18 protein-coding genes and 1 other annotated feature are annotated in these 19,715 nt (G+C 33.8%); of the genes, 14 read left to right on the top strand and 4 right to left on the bottom strand.

The annotated features are described in order from the left end of the window. Positions 1-2: 2 nt before the first annotated feature. The 3 genes from HMPREF3023_RS07495 to HMPREF3023_RS09870 all read right to left on the bottom strand — a co-directional run bounded on the left by HMPREF3023_RS07495 (position 3) and on the right by HMPREF3023_RS09870 (position 3,441). Entirely contained in the window at positions 3-1,718 is a 1,716-nt protein-coding gene (locus HMPREF3023_RS07495; protein ID WP_070702216.1) for a vWA domain-containing protein, read from the bottom strand. Further along, a complete protein-coding gene (locus tag HMPREF3023_RS07490) occupies positions 1,708-2,619 on the bottom strand; it encodes an AAA family ATPase (protein WP_070702214.1) in 912 nt (303 codons plus the stop codon). Before HMPREF3023_RS07490 ends, HMPREF3023_RS07495 begins: the two co-directional genes overlap by 11 nt. 738 nt (positions 2,620-3,357) lie before the next feature. Continuing rightward, the gene (locus HMPREF3023_RS09870; protein WP_371327608.1) at positions 3,358-3,441 is read right to left on the bottom strand and encodes a putative holin-like toxin; all 84 of its coding nucleotides are present in this window, start codon (positions 3,439-3,441) and stop codon (positions 3,358-3,360) included. 148 nt (positions 3,442-3,589) lie between these two features. Beyond that, positions 3,590-3,753 (top strand) — a binding site (T-box leader). A 37-nt stretch (positions 3,754-3,790) separates the two neighbouring features. Here HMPREF3023_RS09870 and serS point away from each other — a divergent pair. Then, positions 3,791-5,077 carry a serine--tRNA ligase gene (gene serS / locus HMPREF3023_RS07485; protein WP_070702212.1) on the top strand — a complete coding sequence of 429 codons (1,287 nt, stop codon included), beginning with the start codon at positions 3,791-3,793 and terminating at the stop codon, positions 5,075-5,077. 184 nt (positions 5,078-5,261) lie between these two features. Then, entirely contained in the window at positions 5,262-7,958 is a 2,697-nt protein-coding gene (locus tag HMPREF3023_RS07480; RefSeq protein WP_070702210.1) for a cation-translocating P-type ATPase, read from the top strand. Between the two features lie 84 nt (positions 7,959-8,042). On the opposite strand, the gene HMPREF3023_RS07475 is transcribed toward HMPREF3023_RS07480, so the two are convergent. Further along, complete coding sequence (locus tag HMPREF3023_RS07475) at positions 8,043-8,312, bottom strand: hypothetical protein (RefSeq protein WP_070702208.1); 270 nt, start codon at positions 8,310-8,312, stop codon at positions 8,043-8,045. A 304-nt stretch (positions 8,313-8,616) separates the two neighbouring features. Between HMPREF3023_RS07475 and HMPREF3023_RS07470 the strand changes: the two genes are divergently transcribed. The 12 genes from HMPREF3023_RS07470 to gltX all read left to right on the top strand — a co-directional run bounded on the left by HMPREF3023_RS07470 (position 8,617) and on the right by gltX (position 19,470). Further along, a complete protein-coding gene (locus HMPREF3023_RS07470) occupies positions 8,617-9,297 on the top strand; it encodes an AzlC family ABC transporter permease (RefSeq protein WP_070702206.1) in 681 nt (226 codons plus the stop codon). Beyond that, entirely contained in the window at positions 9,290-9,601 is a 312-nt protein-coding gene (locus tag HMPREF3023_RS07465) for a branched-chain amino acid transporter permease (protein WP_070702204.1), read from the top strand. Before HMPREF3023_RS07470 ends, HMPREF3023_RS07465 begins: the two co-directional genes overlap by 8 nt. Positions 9,602-9,781: 180 nt before the next feature. Beyond that, positions 9,782-10,789 (top strand): CPBP family intramembrane glutamic endopeptidase, encoded by a 1,008-nt coding sequence (locus HMPREF3023_RS07460; protein ID WP_070702202.1) that lies wholly within the window; start codon positions 9,782-9,784, stop codon positions 10,787-10,789. Positions 10,790-10,882: 93 nt separating this feature from the next. Next, positions 10,883-11,263 (top strand): GntR family transcriptional regulator, encoded by a 381-nt coding sequence (locus HMPREF3023_RS07455; RefSeq protein ID WP_070702200.1) that lies wholly within the window; start codon positions 10,883-10,885, stop codon positions 11,261-11,263. Further along, the gene (locus HMPREF3023_RS07450; protein ID WP_070702198.1) at positions 11,260-12,099 is read left to right on the top strand and encodes an ABC transporter ATP-binding protein; all 840 of its coding nucleotides are present in this window, start codon (positions 11,260-11,262) and stop codon (positions 12,097-12,099) included. Before HMPREF3023_RS07455 ends, HMPREF3023_RS07450 begins: the two co-directional genes overlap by 4 nt. Beyond that, a complete protein-coding gene (locus HMPREF3023_RS07445; RefSeq protein WP_070702196.1) occupies positions 12,096-12,698 on the top strand; it encodes a hypothetical protein in 603 nt (200 codons plus the stop codon). Before HMPREF3023_RS07450 ends, HMPREF3023_RS07445 begins: the two co-directional genes overlap by 4 nt. Further along, on the top strand, positions 12,695-13,312 hold the full coding sequence (locus HMPREF3023_RS07440) for a hypothetical protein (protein ID WP_070702194.1): 618 nt from the start codon (positions 12,695-12,697) through the stop codon (positions 13,310-13,312). The genes HMPREF3023_RS07445 and HMPREF3023_RS07440 overlap by 4 nt, the downstream gene beginning before the upstream one ends. After that, positions 13,309-13,926, top strand: a complete 618-nt coding sequence (locus tag HMPREF3023_RS07435; RefSeq protein WP_070702192.1) for an ABC-2 transporter permease — start codon at positions 13,309-13,311, stop codon at positions 13,924-13,926. Before HMPREF3023_RS07440 ends, HMPREF3023_RS07435 begins: the two co-directional genes overlap by 4 nt. After that, positions 13,923-14,561 carry an ABC-2 transporter permease gene (locus HMPREF3023_RS07430; protein ID WP_070702190.1) on the top strand — a complete coding sequence of 213 codons (639 nt, stop codon included), beginning with the start codon at positions 13,923-13,925 and terminating at the stop codon, positions 14,559-14,561. Before HMPREF3023_RS07435 ends, HMPREF3023_RS07430 begins: the two co-directional genes overlap by 4 nt. Before the next feature lie 141 nt (positions 14,562-14,702). Beyond that, positions 14,703-16,028, top strand: a complete 1,326-nt coding sequence (locus HMPREF3023_RS07425) for an NCS2 family permease (RefSeq protein ID WP_070702188.1) — start codon at positions 14,703-14,705, stop codon at positions 16,026-16,028. Positions 16,029-16,402: 374 nt separating this feature from the next. Continuing rightward, a complete protein-coding gene (locus HMPREF3023_RS07420) occupies positions 16,403-17,965 on the top strand; it encodes an S-layer homology domain-containing protein (RefSeq protein WP_070702186.1) in 1,563 nt (520 codons plus the stop codon). 29 nt (positions 17,966-17,994) lie between these two features. After that, positions 17,995-19,470 carry a glutamate--tRNA ligase gene (gene gltX / locus HMPREF3023_RS07415; RefSeq protein WP_070702184.1) on the top strand — a complete coding sequence of 492 codons (1,476 nt, stop codon included), beginning with the start codon at positions 17,995-17,997 and terminating at the stop codon, positions 19,468-19,470. The last annotated feature ends 245 nt before the right edge of the window (positions 19,471-19,715 follow it).

Genomic DNA, 19,715 nt, shown 5'->3' with positions numbered 1-19,715 from the left:
ACCTACTCTATTTTATTTGCATAAGTTTTTAAAAATATTCCAACTACCTTGTGGAAGCGAGCTATGTCAGTTATATAGGCGTAGTCATTTCCGTAAATTTTTTTTATGTTCATGCTTTCTGCTTCTTCGCCTGTGAAGACTCCAAAAGTGTTGATTCCCTTGAGCCTTGTCAAGAGGACTTCCTTTGATGTGTCCATGACAGCTTCTTCGTCTTTGTAATTTTCTCCAGGAGTCTTTGACGCACCAACTATTCCAATGTCGATCTCGTCAAAGGGAAGACCATCAGTTAGGACAATTAAAAATCTTCTTGCATCCCTGTTTTTAGAAACAAGGTGGCGCATAAATTTTATTGCAAGTCCATCTCTATTGGAGCCCGACGGGGAGTACTTGAAGATGTCCTTATTTTTTATTCTTAGGTCATTGTAGTCCCTGTATTTTTTTATTATAAGATAATTGTAAAAGTTGTTATAGGAGAAGACCCTGGTTTTTATATTTAGGGAAGTTAGGGCTTCAGCAATAATATAAGTTTCCGTCGCAAGGATTTCCTTTCTTTCATTTTGAGAAGCAGAGGAGTCCAAGAGGATGTCTACAAAAATCTCATTGGAGTCCTTCCTGTTAATTTTTTCAAAAATCCTATCTTCATTTAATTCTCTGGTTTTCCAAATTTCTGATGGAACAATTCTTCCAGAAGTTGATTTTAATATTTCATCTTCAGATTCCTTTAAGAGGGAATTTTTTATTACTCCGGCTAGTTCTCTTATGGCACGAGAATTTTGCAGCTTGTTATTCTCATAGAAGTGCAAGTTGTCAGAGTAATTTCCCAACTCTTCCTGAGCGTAGTAGGAAGATTTATTTTCAAACTCTCCCACAGGGAAGAAAAATTTAATTTCTTCATGGATGCCTGTTGAAATTTCTTGAGCAATCCTATCAGCAGTGTGTCTTTTTATTTTTTCTATCCCGTAGCGTTTGACTAGGGCCTTGTAAATATTTTTGTCTCCAAACTTATTTACGGGAGCATCTTCTATGACGTTAATGTCCCTGAAGTCATCGTTAAAAAATGTAAACTCTGCTGACTCAATGTTGTACCTCTCGAGAAAAGTATTGTCCTTGAAATTTTTCCTCTGATAGGGAGAATTCTTCTTGGAAGTTGAATTGGATTTAGCTTCTTTCTTGAATTCTTCATAGGACTCTTCTGTGTCATGGGGAAGGTCCTTGTTTACGTGAAAATATTTTTTGAAAATATATCTTAGGAAGTCAAGATACTTGAAGGTGTCTCTTTCCTTAAAATTATAAATTTCTCCCAGCATTTCTTCCAAGATTTTTTGGACTTTGGGATACTGGCCTCTTTCTTTTCTGATGTAGCCAATTTTAAGTTCTGTTGTCATTATAATTTTTCGCCTGTTGAGATTTTTTAAGATTTCTTCGTCGTGGTCCTTTTTAAAATCAAGGGTCCCAGGTCTTTCCAAAATCATTTCTTTTGAAAAAATATTTTCCAAAACTAATTTTGAAATTTCCCACAAGTCCTTTTTGTTGTTTAAAGAGTTTACATACTTCTTGAAGAAGTCATCCAGGACATAGAAATCAAAATTCCTAGCAGCATAACCCATAAGGGCAGCCTCGTAGGAGTCCTCTGGTTTTAGTGAAAAATTAAAAATATCAAAGTCATAGAAGTCTGAAAGGGTCCAAAAAATATTTTTTAGCCTATTTTCATCCTTCAAATAGATCAGCTCTTTCAATATTTTTTACAAAAAGGGTGTCAATGACATCATTGACAATTTCTTTTTCGTAGGAGTCGAAGGTCTTGTCAACAATACCAAGGTCAAGAGACTCTCTTATGCCAAGACCACGATTCATTAGCTCAATACTTGATAAGAGTCCACGAAGGTCAATGGCCTTGGAAGAAATTTCTGAGTTAAGAGATTTCTCTTGAAGGTCTAAGAATAGTCTTGTGAAAATTTTTATGGCATCCTTGTTAAGATTTGTGTTTTCTTTAAATAACTTGGCCAAGTCACTTTCTGATATTGTTGGCATGTCAATTACCAAAAATCTTGAAACTAAGGCTTCGTTAAGGTCACGAGTTCCAATGTAGCCGTAGTTCATTGTGGCAATAAATCTTGTTGCGTCGTTAAGATTTAATCTGTCGTAGCCAGAAATGTCTAAAACTCTTCTGTAGTCAAGAGTGGAGTGGACAACAGAAAGAGCTTCGTTCTTTGCCATATTAATTTCATCAAAGACTGCAAAGCCACCTTCTTCTGCTGCCTCATAAACTGGTCCCTTCTTAAGAGTAACTTCGTTGTTCTTAAAGGTATCAGATCCAATTAAACTTGATGGGTCTGATGCAATGTTTAAAGAGACTGTCCAAAGTGGTCTCTTAAAGAGATAGGCCAAGTTTTCTGCCAAAACATTTTTGCCCGTTGCCTTTGGTCCAGAGAGGAGGATGTTGTCGCCAGATAAAATTGCAGCGATGGCCTTCTCCCAAGTTTTTTTGCCGTAATATTTGTATTTTATATTTGGGATTCTATATTCAAAATCCTTATTTAAATCATGTTTTTCTATAAATTCATCTACTCCCTTAAGTAGATCTTCTGAAACGCCTTGTGAAAGTAAAAACTCTCTCATTTCATCACCTCTTGCCTATTATAACAAAAAGAAAAAATTATGTGCGTAAATAAATTTTGTAAAAGATTAATTATATTGATATAATGTAAAAAAGTATAAAGGAGGAATCATTATGGCTTTTACCACTTCTTGTTCACTTATTTCATTAATTCTTGGCTTGGGGATTTACATAGGTGTTTTTGTACTTATAATCTTGGCAATCCTTGCCCTTATAAAGTATCTTAAAAAATAAAAAAAGGCTTAGCAGCCTTTAAAAATAGGAATATTATGTTATAATATAGATAAAGAGGACACCATGAAAGATGGTCGCCCTTAGGTTTAATATTAAAGAAATACCACCTAAGTCGATACAGGTGGTATTTTTATTTCCTAATCTTTTTTATAAAGTGTTAGGATGCCAACGATAAGTGTTAGGATTTTTATCACTATGGATATCAATTCATAATCACTCACGTGTGCCCGAATGGGTATGTTGCACCTCCCAATAATTAAATTGGGCAACCACCTAGCCTGTGCCCGAATGGGTATATGTCCTCATCTATATTATACATATTTTAGAGAATTCTATCAATTTAATAAAATTGAAATGATTAACTAAAAACAAAAAAAGGCTTGCTAGCCTTTAAAAATAGAAATATTGTGTTATAATAAAGATAAAGAGGACACCGTTTAAGACGGTCGCCCTGCAGTATGATTTATGAAACCATCTGTAGTGACGATACAGGTGGTTTTTTCTAACTACTTATTTTTACAAAGTGTTAGGATGGCGATTATAAGTGTTAAAATTTTAAGCATAATACTTAGAATTTCATAGTCACTCATAATTGCACCTCCCAAAAATTAAATTGGGCGACCATCTGTATGTCCTCAAAACTATTATAATCTTTTAAAACAAATCAATCAATTGACTTTACTTTGTTAATTAAAAGGCTTGAACTTATTTTTCCTTATGTTATAATAAAAAAAACTAAAAAAGGCGATAATTGAGAATAGTAATTTTAAAAAGTTTTTAAGAGAGCAGGTGGATGGTGAGAACCTGTAAAGTTTTTAAGATGAATCCACCTCATAGTCTGTGTAATTTTAAGTGAACCATTTGGTTAATTAGGGTGGCAACGCGGGTCTCTCGTCCCTTTAGGGATTGAGGGGCTTTTTTTATTTTAAGGGAGGATATATGCTAGACATTAAATTTGTAAGAGAAAACCCAGAAGCAGTCAAAGAAAATATCAAAAAGAAATTCCAAGATGACAAGCTTCCACTAGTTGACGAAGTTATAAAAATTGACGAGGACCTTAGAGCAGTAAAGACTAAGGGCGACAACCTTCGTGCAGAAAAAAACCAAACTTCAAAAAAAATTGGTGGCTTTATGCAAAAGGGAGAAAAGGACAAGGCAGAAGAAGCAAAGAAAAAAGTTGCTGAAATAAATGAAGAGATAACAAATCTTGAAGCTGCTGAAAGAGATCTTGCTGAAGAACTTAAGAAGAGGATGCAAGTTATCCCACAAATGATGGACGAAACAGTGCCAATAGGAAAAGACGACAGCGAAAATGTTGAACTCGAAAGATTTGGCGAACCAGTAATTCCTGACTTTGAAGTTCCTTACCACATTGACATCATGGAAAGCTTTAACGGGATTGACCTTGACTCTGCAAGAAATACATCAGGGGCAGGTTTCTACTACCTAAAGGGAGATATTGCAAGACTTCACTCTGCAATCCTAGCTTATGCAAGAGACTTTATGATTGACCGTGGCTTTGAATACCACATTCCACCATTTATGATTAGATCAGACGTAGTTACTGGCGTTATGAGTTTCGCAGAAATGGAAAACATGATGTACAAGATTGAAGGCGAAGACCTTTACCTAATTGGTACTTCTGAACACTCAATGATTGGTAAATTTATAAACACAATTAATCCAGAAGAAGATATGCCTCTTGCACTTACTTCATATTCACCTTGCTTTAGAAAGGAAGTTGGAGCTCACGGTATTGAAGAAAGAGGAGTTTACAGGATTCACCAATTTGAAAAACAAGAAATGGTTGTAATTTGTAAACCAGAAGAATCTAAGGATTGGTATGTAAAATTGTGGCAAAACACAGTGGACTTCTTCCGTTCACTAGAAATTCCTGTTAGAACTCTTGAATGTTGTTCTGGTGACTTGGCAGACTTAAAGGTTAAGTCTCTTGACGTTGAAGCCTTCTCACCAAGACAAAATAAATATTTTGAAGTTGGATCATGTTCAAACCTTGGCGATGCCCAAGCAAGAAGACTTAACATAAAACTTCGTGGTAAGGATGGCACATACTTTGCCCACACACTAAATAACACTGTAGTTGCTCCACCAAGAATGTTAATTGCCTTCTTAGAAAATCTACTTCAAGAAGATGGCAGCGTAAGAATTCCTGAGCCACTACAAATGTATATGGGTGGAATGACAAAACTTACTCCAAAGAAATAAAAATAATTTATTAAAGATTTATAGATTGTTTTAGGCAAAATAATTTGATATAATTTACTCACTTAGGGGAGTAACTTTTAAATTTTCAGTCGTCATTACGGCATAGCCCGGCTGGAAAGCTTATTATTAAGTATGTGAGACCGATGTAACAATCGGTCTCTTTTTTGTATTTAAAGGAGGAATTATGGAAAAAAATTGGTATAACCAGTCCCCAGACGAAGCCCTAAAAAATCTTTCTGTGACGAAAGAAAAGGGACTTAGTCAAGATGAAGCCAAAACTAGGCTTGAAAAATATGGGGACAATGCCCTAGCAGCAGAAAAGAAAAAATCCTTTGGGGAAAAGCTAAAAGAACAAATCCTTGACCCAATGATTATCATTTTAATTGCAGCAGCACTTGTATCTGCCTTCAATGGCGAAGCCCTTGATGCAGGGATAATTGTTGCCATTGTAATTGTCAACGCCTTTCTATCAATTTATCAAGAAGGTAGAGCAGAGGAAGCAATTGCAGCCCTACAAAAGATGTCTTCACCAAAGGCCAAGGTCATAAGAGATGGAGACCATGTTGAAGTTGATTCAAACACAATTGTGCCAGGAGATATTATCATCCTTGAAACCGGAGATATTGTCCCAGCAGACCTAAGACTTCTTGAGTCATCAAACTTAAAAATTGATGAATCATCCCTAACTGGTGAATCAGTGCCAGTAGAAAAGGATGCAAGTGTGGTTTATGATGGCAAGATGGAAATTGGTGACAGGGAAAACTTGGCTTACTCATCAACTATTGTGTCTTACGGTAGGGGTATGGGACTTGTTGTAGAAACTGGTCACGAAACAGAAATTGGAAAGATTGCAACTTCAATTGCCACAGTTGGAGATGAACAAACTCCCCTCCAAAGAAAACTTGCAAAACTTTCTAAGACTCTTGGTATTTTAGTTCTTGTAATTTGTGCAGTAGTTCTTGCAGTTGGCGTACTTTATAAGCACGACCCAAGAGAAATGTTTATGACTGCAATTTCCCTTGCAGTAGCAGCAGTTCCAGAAGGACTACCAGCAATTGTAACAATTGTACTTTCAATTGGTATGGGCAAGATGGCAGAAAAAAATGCCATTGTAAAAAAACTTTTGGCAGTAGAAACTCTTGGAACAACTACAGTAATTTGTTCCGACAAGACTGGTACACTTACACAAAACGAAATGACTGTTGTAAAGGTATTTACTGACGGACACGTTTACGATGTTTCAGGAACTGGCTACTCTCCAGAAGGTGACGTAACAAGAAAAGATTCAAAAGTTACTATCGAAGAAGATGAAAATATTAAAATTCTTTCTTCTATTGCAGCCCTAACTAATGATGCAAAATTACAAGTTAAGGGTGAGGAAGCGTCAATTATTGGAGACCCAACTGAAGGTGCCCTTCTTACTTTTGCAGAAAAAGCAGGAAATGGACTTAAGGAACTTTATAGTAACATTGACAGAATTGAAGAAATTCCTTTTGACTCTGACAGAAAGATGATGACAACTTTCCACGACAAGATCTTTGATGACATCACATCCTTCACAAAGGGAGCACCAGACGTAGTTCTTGACAGATGTAGCAAAATCTTAATTGATGGAAAAGAAGTAGACCTTGATGAAAAATTAAGAGAAGAAGTTTTAGAAAAGAATAGCGAGTTCGCAAGATCAGCCCTAAGATGTCTAGGATACGCTTATAGAAAACACAGCGACATGCCAAGTGAAGTCACATCAGAAAATATTGAAAAAGACATGGTTTTTGTTGGACTAACAGGTATGATTGACCCATCAAGACCAGAAGCTAAGGCAGCTATAAAAGAATGTAGGACTGCAGGCATAAGACCGATTATGATTACAGGTGACTACCTTGAAACAGGTCTTGCCATTGCAAAAGACCTTGGAATTGCTGAACATGACGATGAAGCAATCATGGGTAGAGAACTTAACGAAATGTCTGAAGCAGAAATGAGAGAAATTGTAAAAGAAAAATCTGTCTTCACAAGAGTTTCTCCAGAAAACAAGGTTCAAATCGTTACAGCTCTAAAACAAAATGGTCACATAACAGCCATGACTGGTGACGGTGTTAACGACGCCCCAGCAATTAAGAAGGCAGACATTGGTATTGCCATGGGTATAACAGGTACTGACGTTGCAAAAAATACTGCAGAAGTAATTTTGACAGACGATAACTTTGCGACAATTGTAAATGCAGTTGAAGAAGGAAGAATTATTTATTCCAACATCAAGAAGTTCGTTGCATATTTACTTTCATGTAACCTTGGAGAAGTTTTAATAGTTTTAATTTCAATCCTATTAAACCTTCCAGTGCCACTAATTCCAATTCAATTATTGTGGCTTAACCTTGTTACAGACTCCTTCCCAGCACTTGCACTTGGAGTTGAAAGAGGAGAGGCAGACATAATGAATGAAGCACCTCGTGACCCAGATGAGCCAATTCTTGATACAGAAATAAAAATCACAGTTGCCATCCAATCTATTGCCATAACAGTTGCCACACTACTTTCATATTTAGTTGGACTTAAGTGGTATGGCCAAGGCGAAGGACTTGGACACGCAAGGACAATGGCCTTTGCAACCCTAATAATTTGTGAGCTTCTAAGAGCCTACTCTTCAAGATCAATTGACAAGACTGTATTTGAACTTGGAGTATTTACAAATAAAAAGTTAGTGTTTGCAACATTATTCTCCTTCATACTAATGCTAGTAGTAATTTATGTACCAGTATTAAACGATGCCTTTGGCCTAATGGACTTAGGACCAAAAGAAATTGGCGTTGTACTTGGATCATCACTTATCCCACTAGTTGCAGGAGAAATCCAAAAGAAAGTTAGATTTAAGAAAAAATAAATTTTAAAAGATAAAATCAAAAGTGTCCTTAGACTCTAATAGTTTAAGGACACTTTTTTATTATATATAATTTTATAGGAATTATTATTTTTTGAAAAAATAAATACTTAGAGAAATAATAAGACCAATTAAACTACCCGACATTGAGTCTTTTGCAAGACCATACAAAGGGATACCAAATATTCTTTCAATCCCAGATAATTTGTAAAAAATAAATAAAAGAATTCCTAATATAAAAAATAGCACAGCCATTTTGCACATATTAAATAAGTAAAAATAAATGTCGTCATTTACATCAATTTTTTTATAGTGTTTTAAAATAAATTTTTCAAGCCATAAATTTATTTTTTTCATAATTTCTCTCCTATGCATTGAAAAGTATTGTAAATGTAATTGTGACATTAGCCACATATTTCACACCATAAAATTATCATAAACCTTAAAATCAGTCAACCACTAATGTAATATGAGTAAACCTTTTTATTATCTCCATATTTAAAGTTACTAGAAAAACTTCCTTAGCTATTATCTAGATAAGTAATATCACTTTGTTTTTCTATAGCACTCAAAATTGGATAGCTTATTATTTCATTTTACATGATAAAAAAATTTTTAACATGCTATAATATTTACTAATTAACTTTAAGGAGGAGAAGAGATGATAAAAAATTTAAAAAAAGTTTTTCCAATTACAATTCCAATTTTAATTTCCTTTTTATTTATTGGACTTAGCTTTGGAATATATACATCTTCCTTTGGATATGATTTTTGGATGCCACCATTGACATCAGTGGTAATCTTTTCTGGCTCAATTCAATTTGTAGTCGTTGAAGCCATGCATTCAGGCATGGATATCATGTCATACATCTTAGTGGTTGTCATGATGAACATAAGACACTTCTTTTATGCCCTAACATGTCTTGGAAAATTTAAAGACATGAGTAGGAAGAAAAAAACTTATGCCTACTACGCCCTTTGTGATGAAGCCTACTCAATGATAATGGGAACAGAAGTGCCTAGTGATATGAAGAAGGAAGACTTTTATCTTTCAATTTTAATCTTGCTCCAGTCCTATTGGTTTATAGGCACAATCCTTGGGGGCATCCTTGGCAACTTCATAAATTTTGAAATCCAAGGCATAGATTTTATTTTGACAGCCCTCTTCCTTGTAATATTTTTGAGCCAGTGGAAGCAAGTGGAAGATCACTTCCCAGCCCTTCTTGGGCTTGTGGCTTCTATCTTATCTTTAATAATCTTTGGAGAGAACTTCATCCTTCCAGCCATGATTATCATCTTACTTGTCCTTTATCTTGCTTACAGGAGGGAAAGAAATGACTGAAATGAAATATATTTTTATAGCAGGCGGAATAACAATCCTTGCAAGATTCCTCCCAAGAATAATTTTTAGGAACAGAGAACTCCCAGGCTTCATAGCCTATCTTGGGGAAAAGTTGCCCTACTCACTAATGGGACTCTTACTTGTTTTTTGCATAAGGGGAGTGGACTTTACAAATTCAGCAGAAGTCCTGCCCCTTGGGCTAGCCTTCGCAGGGATAATTTTGTCCTTTAAGTTTTTGAAAAACTTCTTGGTCTCAATCTTTATTGGAACAGGAATTTACATGGCTTTGATTTATTTTTTGTAAATAATAATTAAGAAGCGAAGAACAAAAATTAAAAATTAAAATTTTTGAGAGGAGACTAATTAAATTTAGTCTTTTTTTATTGGGAATTTTTATAAAAATCTTGACAAAAATATTTACCGGGCTTATAGTGTAAATATAAAGTATATACACTATAAATTGAATTAAGGAGTTGAAGAGATTATGAAAAAAGATTTAAAAATTTTTATTGGCATATCATTTATAATTCCCTACTTAATGGGATTTGCCATTTATTACTGCAAATTACACGAGATAAGCACAAGTATTTATCCCTTATTTCAAATGTTTATTCCATTTTTAGCTGTAATAGCCTTGTTATACAAAGAGGACAAAATTATTATAAAGGTTTTTCCATTTAAAATTTATATATTTACAAGTATTGTTGTGTTTGTATTTGCTATAGTAAATATTTTTTATCCAGAGTTTAGCGGGTTGTCTGAATTTGTTATTTTAATTTCTGCTATTGCAATGATAATAGCTATTTCAACTATGGACAAAGATCTTAAAAAGAAATTATCTCTAAATAATCCAAATAAAAAATCAACTTTACTTATGTGCTTACTTTTTATAATTATATATTTTTTTAGAGCTTTTTTAGGTTATGTATTGCAAGGGGAAACAAATGAATTTTTTAAAATTTTAAATCTAAAGAGTTTAAGAATTTTCATTTCAATTTTTGTTTTTTCTTTTTTAAACATTATGCCATTCATAGGAGAGGAATATGGTTGGAGGGCATATTTAGCACCAAGACTAAAAGAAATTTATGGTGTTAAAAAATCTATTTTAATGACAGGTTTTATTTGGGGAATTTGGCATTTGCCCCTTAATTTATTTTATTATTCAGATGGAGTTTTGACATCGCAAATTTATTCAGTACTTGTACAACTTGTATTCTGCACATTTTTGGGAATATTTTTAACTTATGCATATAATAGGACAAAATCAATTTGGGCTCCAGTTATGATTCACTATTTAAACAACAATCTTGCCTTATTATTGGTCACAGATTTTTCTCAAGATATATTTTCTGGACAGCATTATGATTTAAAAGAAACTTTGTTTTCAATAGTAAGTTCAATAATATTATTTGGAATTTTTATGTTTTCAAAATACGTTAAGGATGAAAATCTTTGGGAAAAATCTGTATATGAGAAAATAAAAGAATCTTAATTGTTTTGTGCTTTTAAAAGGTATTACAGTATTTAATACAAGTATTGTGTAAAAGCAAAAATATAAAGTATATACACTTAAAGGTGGTGTGATATGAAAATTATTATTTCAAATGACTCTGGCCTTCCAATTTATGAGCAAATAAAAAATCAAATCAAGGCTCAGATAGTTGCTGGAGACTTAAAAGCTGACGAAGGGCTTCCTGGTATGAGGACTCTTGCCAGCGACTTAAAGGTCTCTGTCATTACAACAAAGCGTGCCTACAATGACTTGGAGCAAGAGGGATACATTTATTCCATGCCAGGCAAGGGTTCCTTTGTAAAAAAATTAAATGAAGAAGTTGTAAGAGAAAATGCTCTTGCAGAGATAGAAAAATATTTAACTGACGCAATGACTGTTGCCAAGGCAGCAGGAATTGACATAGACGAATTGCAAGAAATTTTAAAGACATTAGATGAAGTGGGTGACTTATGAAAACAATAGAAATAAATAATTTGAGAAAAGAATTTAAGGACTTTGACCTTGATATAGAAAATTTAGAAATTCCTGAAGGAGCAGTCCTTGGTCTAATTGGGGAGAACGGTGCAGGCAAGACAACGCTACTTAAGTGCATCTTGGACCTCTATAGGTATGATGGAAACATAAAAGTTTTTGGAGAAGAGATCCACAAGGAATCCTTTGAGAAAATTGGGGCAGTGATACCTGACTCCTTCTTCAACGATACTTTTAAGATAAAAGACGTTGTTGATATTTTAAAAGGTGCCTACAAAAATTTTGATGAAGATATGTTTTATGACTGCGCAGAAAAATTTAAGATGCCCAGGGACAAAAAGTTAAACGAACTCTCTACCGGTAACCTAATGAAGCTAAAAATTATTTCTGCCATTTGTCATGACCCAGACCTTTTGATCCTTGATGAGCCGACTTCTGGTCTCGACCCAGTTATTCGTGACGAGATTATAGGATTTTTGTTTGACTACATCAAGGATGGGGATAAGACAATTTTATTTTCGTCCCACATCTTGTCTGACATAGAAAAAATTGCCGACTATATAATTTATATCCACGAGGGAAGACTAATCTTATACGATGAAAAGGACTCTCTAATAGAAAAGTATGGAATTTTAAAAACTTCTGAGGAAAATTTAAAAAATTATGGAGACTTCATCTTAAAGACAAGAAAAAATAAATACTCAACAGAAGCCTTGATAAAAAATGTCCAAGTTTTTAAAGAATTTTATCCAAATGAAGTTGTGGACAGGGCAAATGTGGAGGACATAATGATATTCTTATCAAGAGGTGGACAATGAAAGCAGTATTAATAAATGAGTGGAAAATATTTAAGTATTATTTTTTAGCATCAATAGTAGGATTGGCATTAATACTCTTAATTTTTATTAATAATAGGGGAGGAGACAACAGACTTCTCAACTACTGCGTTGCCATTGTTTCTTATACATTAAGAGGTCAAATTGTCTTTGGAGATAAGTATAATGATATGGGTAATTTCTTAACAATACCAGTTTCTATTAATGACTATGCCCTTGGAAAAATCATGAGGAATATAATTGTTTATGTAATAACATCGACAGCATTTTTTTCTTTAGTAATTTTTAAAGAAAATATTACAATGGAAATTATAAAAAGATTTATATTTTATTTTTTAGCAATTGATTTTAGCTTAATGAGCATTTTCCATATATTTTTTTCAAAATATAAAAAATCTTATATTTTTATAATTTATACATTATTTGTTTTATTAGTTGGGATGCCATTGCTTAGATACACCAAGTATCTTTTGAATTACAAAATAATTTTTATAATTCTTTCCATAGCCTTACCAGTAATTTCAGTTTTTATGGATTATAAATTCTCATCAAAACTTTTAAAGGAGAATGAAATGCTATGAAAGCAGTTTTATATAATGACTTTAAACTTGTAAAGAATACTGCCCTTCCACTTGTAATTGTTATTGGGGCAATTTTAGCTTTGAGTTTTGTGGTTAGGGGAAAATTTTCTGAGCAATTTTTTTTGCAATGGGCCTTTATTATGGTCTTTACCTTGAGGTCACAAATTGTTTTTGGAGATAAGTTCAAAGATTTTCAAAAGTTTAAGACAATGCCAGTATCTATAAGAAATTACTCTCTTGCCAAGATTATAAAAAATCTAATAGTATTTTTTATTACTAGTCTTGTATTTTTAATTGGTATGATTACCAGTTCTGATGAAGACAGACTTATTTTAAATATGTATGTCGACCTCCTAATAGCTTTGGACTTTTTCGCCCTTAGCCTTAGTCACCTAATTTTTACAAAATATAGAAAGAACTTAGTGTCATTCCTATACGGCTTATTGATTGTTGCTTTCGGTATTGTTTTTGGCATGATTTACATGGCTAATTATGAAACATTAATTAACTACAGACCACTATTTATAATAGGATCAATAATAATTTGTATCTTGTCCTTTAACTTAGACTATAAATTTTCTACAAAATTTTTAAGGGAGAGTGAGATAGTATGAAAGCAGTTTTATATAACGACTTCAAACTTGTAAGGAATATTATCCTACCACTTATGGTTTTTATTACGGGCATACTTTTTATTGGCTTTTTGATAACAGGACAAGCCTTCAACAAATTTTTTAGCCAATGGACTCTTACAATTATTTTTATCATTAGAGCCCAAAGCGTCTTTGGAGATAACTTTAAAGATTTTCAAAAGTTCATGACCATGCCAGTATCTATTGAGGACTATTCTCTAGCCAAGATAATAAAAAATCTAATTATCTTTGCAATTACTTCACTTGTTTTGTTAATGGGGTTAATTCTTAGTAACGAGGAAGATAAAAATATTATCATAGACATTTATATGAGCCTATTTATTGCCCTAGACTATATGGCACTTAGCCTTAGCCACATTGTTTTCACAAGATATCAAAGGGGAATCGTAGTCTTCCTCTATACCTTAATTGGAATAATTTTTGGAGCAGGCTTAACTTTTATTTACTCAAGTTTCTATGAAAGCTTTACTATTTACAGACCAATGTTTATAGGAGCCTCAATAATAATTTGCATCTTGTCTTTTAGCTTGGACTATAAATATTCTACAAAATACTTGAGAGAGGGGATAGTATGAAAGCACTCCTAGTAAATGATTTAAAAATTAGGAAAAAATTTATTATTGCTTATTTAATATTTATTGCAATGATTTTTGCCCTAAAGACTATTGGACTTATGTCAGAAGAATATAGGTTTTTCACAAACAAACAATTCGTTCTAGTTTACCTATCAGCTATCCTAGTTCATTTCGTATTATATGTAATAAGTAGTGAAGGTATAATGATTGACAAGAGCAAACCATATTTTTTGTGTATGGGTGTATCGAGACGTGACATAATAAATGTAAAGTTCTTGAAGATTGCAATAATATTTTTAATAGACGGTCTTTTAATGGCTTATATCTTGCAAAATGTTAAATTGCGCGGGGAGGAATTTGAGTTTGGACTTTTTATTTCACTATTTATGATGGCCTACTACCTTATAAACATTCCCATCTATCTTTACTTTGGACAAAATAGTGGAGTGGGAACAATATTTACAAGCTCTCCTGCCTTGCTTCCATTTTTAGACAAGATAGGAACAGACCCAGCAGGATTTTTCCTAGGAATAATAAAAAGAACAAGTTCCCTTAAATTAACTTTATTCTTGCTTGCCTTTGTAATAACAATTTATATAATCTCTCGAATAATAGGAGAGAGAAAAGATTATTAATAGAGAAAGACTTTTGAAGCCCCACTTCAAGAGTCTTTTTTTATTTAAAAATTATTTTAACAGAAATAAATTCATCATCTTCCTGCCATTTATCTCACAATGTGATAGAATTGAAAATGTATTTTATATGAGGAGGAAAAAATGGAAACAAATTCAAGTTTTTTAGAAAAAACTTTTTCTCTCAATGAGAGAAAGACTAATGCCAAGACAGAATTCTTGGCAGGACTTACAACTTTTATGACAATGTCATATATCCTAGTTGTAAATCCAAACATGTTATCTGAAACTGGAATGGACAAGGGTGGAGTTTTCACTGCGACTATTGTTGCATCTATAATTGCAATGATCTTTATGGGATTTTTTGCAAACTTGCCCTTCGCACTTTCAGCAGGAATGGGACTTAATGCTTTCTTCACTTACACAGTTGTCCTAAGCATGGGTCACGACTGGTCCTACGCCTTAACGGCAGTATTCTTAGAAGGTATTGTATTTATAGTGATGAGCTTTTTCAATATTCGTGAGGCAATATTTACTTCAATACCAATGTCACTTAAGAATGCAGTATCAGTTGGTATTGGACTTTTTATTACCCTAGTGGGACTAATTTCAGCTGGAGTTATTGTTGATAACGACGCAACTCTTATTGCTCTTGGAGATATTGCATCAAGACCATCCCTTGTTTTTATAGTATCACTTATGGTGATGGCACTTCTTACTGCAAAAAATGTCAAGGGAGCACTTTTATATGGAATTATAACGGGAACTGTACTTGCTCTTATCTTGGGAGTTAGTCACTTGCCTGGAGGAATGTTATTTTCACTTCCACCATCACTTAAACCAGTTGCTTTTAAACTTCACTGGGGAGATATCTTCACATTTGATATGTTCTCTGTAATGTTTACATTCTTATTTGTAGACTTATTTGACACAGTGGGAACTCTTACTGGAGTTGCAACTAAGGCAGACCTAATTGATGAAGATGGAAATCTACCAGGAGTTGGACGTGCACTTTTATCTGATGCTATTGGTACAGTTGTGGGAGCCCTTTTGGGAACATCTACTGTTACAACTTTTGTTGAGTCTGCATCAGGTGTTGCAGACGGAGGAAGAACTGGACTTACAACTTTATCTTGTGCCTTCTTCTTCTTTATATCATTATTCTTATTCCCGATTTTTTCAATCGTGCCAGCACAAGCGACATCAGCTGCCCTTGTAATGGTAGGACTTTTTATGATTAGTCCAATTAATCAAATAAAATTAGATGACTACACAGAATCAGTTCCAGCCTTTTTGACAATGGTGACAATGCCCTTTGCTTATTCAATTGCAGAAGGTATTTCTGTGGGAATGATCTCTTATGTAATCTTAAAGGTGACAACAGGACGTGGAAAAGAAGTTTCACCTGTTATGTATTTATTGGCCCTTATCTTTACACTAAGATACCTAAGACCAATTTTACCTTTATAAGAAATAAGAATTTTTTAGGACTTCAAAAATTATTTTGAGGTCCTATTTTTTTATGAGTTAATAATGAATTTGTAAGTGACACTTTTTTATGACTTGAGAATAAATTTGTAAGTGACACTTTTTTATGACTTGAGAATAAATTTGTAATTGGCAATTTTTTATGACTTTATAATGAGTTTGTAAGTGACAAATTTTTATGAGCTTATAATAAATTCACGAGTGACAATTTTTTATAAACTTGTAATTATTTATGAAGTCATAAATTTTTGTGAAGTGTTATTTTCTTGTAAGGTCAGAATTATTTATAAAGTCTCATTTATTGAATTGTTGGGGTCCCTTTAGTATAATTGTAAGTATATTAAGGGGGCGTTTTTATGAAAAAAATGTTTTTATACATAGTTATGGCTCTTACTCTTTTTGTAAATGTTTTTGCTGCTGAAGACATCCAAGTTGTTCTAGAACAACCAGGTCTTTCACAGGCGAAGAGTGGAGACAGTCTAAAGTATAATTTAATTGTAAATTTGCCAAAAGACTACAAGGAGAAGTATTCATCTTTTTCTGTAACTCTTTTGTTTGACAAGGCACTCGATGTAAAGGGAACAAAATTAATTGATGAGAAGGAAGTGTCTGGCAAGCTTGACATTAGGGAAACTTCTATTAAGGGAAAGGACCAAAATATTGTCACTATCAATGCCAATGACCTTTCTGTAATCAAGGGAGACAGGTTAAATCTCGAAATCAACACTAGAGTGAAAAGTGATGTTGGTTCAAGTTCCAACTTAAAGAATTCCTTTGTCCTTTCTTATGTTGACAGGGAAGGGGACACTAAGAGTGACCAAAGAAATCTTGAGTCTTCAACAAAAACTCAAAATGGAGTTTTGACTATCAAGGACGTTTACGATGGATCAAGTGAGATTGAAGGCAAGACAGAAAAAAATGCTGATTTGAGACTTGCCATTGATAAAAAACTTGTGGCAACTACAAAGGCAGATGCAAAGGGAAACTTTATCTTTGAAGGACTAGACCTAAAAGAAGGTTCCTACCTAAGGATAGCTGCGACTACTAAAGACAAGGAAGCCAGCCTGGACTACATGGTAAAGCCAAAGGTCGAAGCTAAGAAGTCAGCAGAACTTGTAAATGAAAATAATGACGAGTTAGAAACTTACAGCACAATAAAAACTCTTGAGAAATTAACTGACTATGTGGATTTTGGGAAAAATCTTTCCACTGCCAAGGCAGGAATCCAAAATGAGAGAAGACTTCATGCAGCAATTGCGTCAGCTGAATATATTGTTGTAAAAAGCGAAGTTTCAACTGATGAAATAAATAAGTCTCTTGAAGAACTTCAAAAGTCCATAGAGCTTGTAAGACTACCATACATGGCAGGTATATCTGAGGATAAATTCGCTCCTAATGAAAAAATAACTAGGGCAGAGGCTGCTTCAGTTTTAAAGAGATTAATTGATGACAAGACCAAGTCCAATGGAGAGACTAAATTTAGTGACCTTAAAGAAGGCCAATGGTTCTATGACAATATTGTCTTCATAGAAAAAGAGGGCCTAATTTCAGGTTATGAAGATGGAACTTTTAGACCAAAGGAGCCAATGACAAGGGCACAGTTTGCCAGCATGATGGCAAATTATTTGAAATTAAATGTGGGCAACAACCCAATTGATTTTAAAGACGTAAAAGAAAACTATTGGGCAAGTGATGCCATAAATATCCTATCAAGTCATGGAATTATGGTTGGAAAATCAAAAAATGAATTCAAGCCAAATGACAAGATAACAAGGGCAGAAGCTGCAACAATCTTTAACACGGTTTTAGATAGGAAGATCAACAAGTCTTTCTTAGATAAGTATTCAAAGAACCCATTTAAGGACCTAAAGAGGAACCACTGGGCTTATTATCAAGTTATAGAAATTACAGCAAAATAAATAGAAAAGTAAATAGAAAGGAATAAATAATGTCAGATATTAAATTAAGATTTGCACCATCACCAACAGGTTACCTTCACATTGGAGGTTTGAGAACAGCTCTATACAACTACCTATTTGCAAAGAAAAATGGCGGCAAATTTGTTTTGAGAATAGAAGATACAGACAGGACAAGATATGTGGAAGGTGCCATAGAAAACCTAATTGAATCCCTTGAATGGGCAGGCATCTCTCACGACGAAGGTGTTGTAGTAAAGGATGGCAAGCTAACAGAAGTTGGCGATTGTGGACCTTACATCCAATCAGAAAGACTGGACATCTACAAAAAATATGTTGATCAACTAATTGAAGATGGCCACGCTTACTACTGCTTCTGTTCAAAGGAAAGATTAGATAATCTTAGGGAAGAACAAAGAATTAAGGGTAAGGTGCCAAAGTATGATGGACTTTGCCGCGGTATTCCTCTAGAAGAAGCTAAGAAGAGAGTTGCAGCAGGAGAAGATTATGTTGTAAGACTTAAACTTCCAAAGAACAAGGACATCACATTTAACGATGCAGTTCGTGGAAAAGTTACTATTAACACTGATGAAATCGACGACCAAGTATTAATGAAATCAGATGGTTTCCCAACTTACCACATGGCTGTAATAGTTGACGACCACCTAATGGGAATCACTCACATAGTTAGAGGAGAAGAATGGCTTCCTTCAACTCCAAAACACGTTTACCTTTACGAATGTCTTGGATGGGATGCACCAGAATTTGTTCACCTTCCAACAGTTTTAAATAAGGACAGGAAAAAACTTTCTAAGAGACAAGGAGATGTTTCTGTAGAAGACTTTAAGAAGAGGGGCTACCTTCCAGAAGGTATTGTAAATTATCTTGCACTTGTTGGTTGGTCACCTGAAGATGGAGAAGAAATTATGTCTCTAGATGAATTAGTGGAAAAATTCTCATTTGATAGGGTAGGAAAGTCTGGAGGAATCTTCGACACAGATAAATTAAACTGGGTTAACTCTCACTACATGAAATCTTATGACTTAGAAAAACTTTCAGAACTTGCAATTCCATTTGTAACTGAATCAGGACTATTAAGTGAAGAAAAAATTAGGGATAACTTTGAATGGTACAAGATCTTAATAGACACAGTGAGAGAAGCTTGTGACAAGTTAGAAGATATTCCAGAACACATCAAATTCCTATTTGGAGATATTGAAATCACAGAAGATGCCGCAAAAGAAGAGCTTGCACAAGAACACGTGCCAGGACTTCTTGATTCCTTTATAAAAATTGTAAAATCCCACGATGAAATTGACATGGAAACTGCTAAGGGACTTATGAAGGAAGTGCAAAAGGATTCTGGAGTAAAGGGCAAGAAACTTTACATGCCAGTGAGGGCTGCAATATCTGGAAATGTTCACGGACCAGAAATGCAAAATGTTCTTTACCTTTTAGGAAAAGACAAACTTATTGAAAGAGCAGGAAAAATTAAAAATTCACTTTAATAAAAAGAAGAGGACTAGTCATAGAGATTGGTCCTTTTTGTTTTAAGCTTAATACCTAAATTGTTCTAAAAAAATAATTTTTAGTTGTAGATAATTTTTGATCTAATAAACTATAATATATTTACAAATAATTTTTAGGTGGAGATATATTTGACGAGAAATATAAAAAAGTTTTTACAGGTAATCCTATGGCAGTATCCTAGTAAATCCAATATAATTTACAGGATTTTAATTCATGCCTTTAT

The sequence above is a fragment of the Peptoniphilus sp. HMSC075B08 genome, assembly GCF_001815405.1.
Classification (GTDB): Bacteria; Bacillota; Clostridia; order Tissierellales; family Peptoniphilaceae; genus Peptoniphilus_A; species Peptoniphilus_A harei.
Note: the sequence above shows the minus strand (reverse complement) of the source record. Positions and strands in the feature narration are given on the sequence as shown.

Bases quoted from the DNA above. Each gene is read 5' to 3' on its own strand.
- HMPREF3023_RS07470 (WP_070702206.1), top strand. From the start codon at position 8,617: ATGATAAAAAATTTAAAAAAAGTTTTTCCAATTACAATTCCAATTTTA.
- HMPREF3023_RS09870 (WP_371327608.1), bottom strand. From the start codon at position 3,441: ATGAGTGACTATGAAATTCTAAGTATTATGCTTAAAATTTTAACACTT.
- HMPREF3023_RS07445 (WP_070702196.1), top strand. From the start codon at position 12,096: ATGAAAGCAGTATTAATAAATGAGTGGAAAATATTTAAGTATTATTTT.
- HMPREF3023_RS07420 (WP_070702186.1), top strand. From the start codon at position 16,403: ATGAAAAAAATGTTTTTATACATAGTTATGGCTCTTACTCTTTTTGTA.
- HMPREF3023_RS07460 (WP_070702202.1), top strand. From the start codon at position 9,782: ATGAAAAAAGATTTAAAAATTTTTATTGGCATATCATTTATAATTCCC.
- HMPREF3023_RS07425 (WP_070702188.1), top strand. From the start codon at position 14,703: ATGGAAACAAATTCAAGTTTTTTAGAAAAAACTTTTTCTCTCAATGAG.
- HMPREF3023_RS07455 (WP_070702200.1), top strand. From the start codon at position 10,883: ATGAAAATTATTATTTCAAATGACTCTGGCCTTCCAATTTATGAGCAA.
- HMPREF3023_RS07475 (WP_070702208.1), bottom strand. From the start codon at position 8,312: ATGAAAAAAATAAATTTATGGCTTGAAAAATTTATTTTAAAACACTAT.
- serS (WP_070702212.1), top strand. From the start codon at position 3,791: ATGCTAGACATTAAATTTGTAAGAGAAAACCCAGAAGCAGTCAAAGAA.
- HMPREF3023_RS07430 (WP_070702190.1), top strand. From the start codon at position 13,923: ATGAAAGCACTCCTAGTAAATGATTTAAAAATTAGGAAAAAATTTATT.
- HMPREF3023_RS07480 (WP_070702210.1), top strand. From the start codon at position 5,262: ATGGAAAAAAATTGGTATAACCAGTCCCCAGACGAAGCCCTAAAAAAT.
- HMPREF3023_RS07440 (WP_070702194.1), top strand. From the start codon at position 12,695: ATGAAAGCAGTTTTATATAATGACTTTAAACTTGTAAAGAATACTGCC.
- HMPREF3023_RS07435 (WP_070702192.1), top strand. From the start codon at position 13,309: ATGAAAGCAGTTTTATATAACGACTTCAAACTTGTAAGGAATATTATC.
- HMPREF3023_RS07490 (WP_070702214.1), bottom strand. From the start codon at position 2,619: ATGAGAGAGTTTTTACTTTCACAAGGCGTTTCAGAAGATCTACTTAAG.
- gltX (WP_070702184.1), top strand. From the start codon at position 17,995: ATGTCAGATATTAAATTAAGATTTGCACCATCACCAACAGGTTACCTT.
- HMPREF3023_RS07465 (WP_070702204.1), top strand. From the start codon at position 9,290: ATGACTGAAATGAAATATATTTTTATAGCAGGCGGAATAACAATCCTT.
- HMPREF3023_RS07450 (WP_070702198.1), top strand. From the start codon at position 11,260: ATGAAAACAATAGAAATAAATAATTTGAGAAAAGAATTTAAGGACTTT.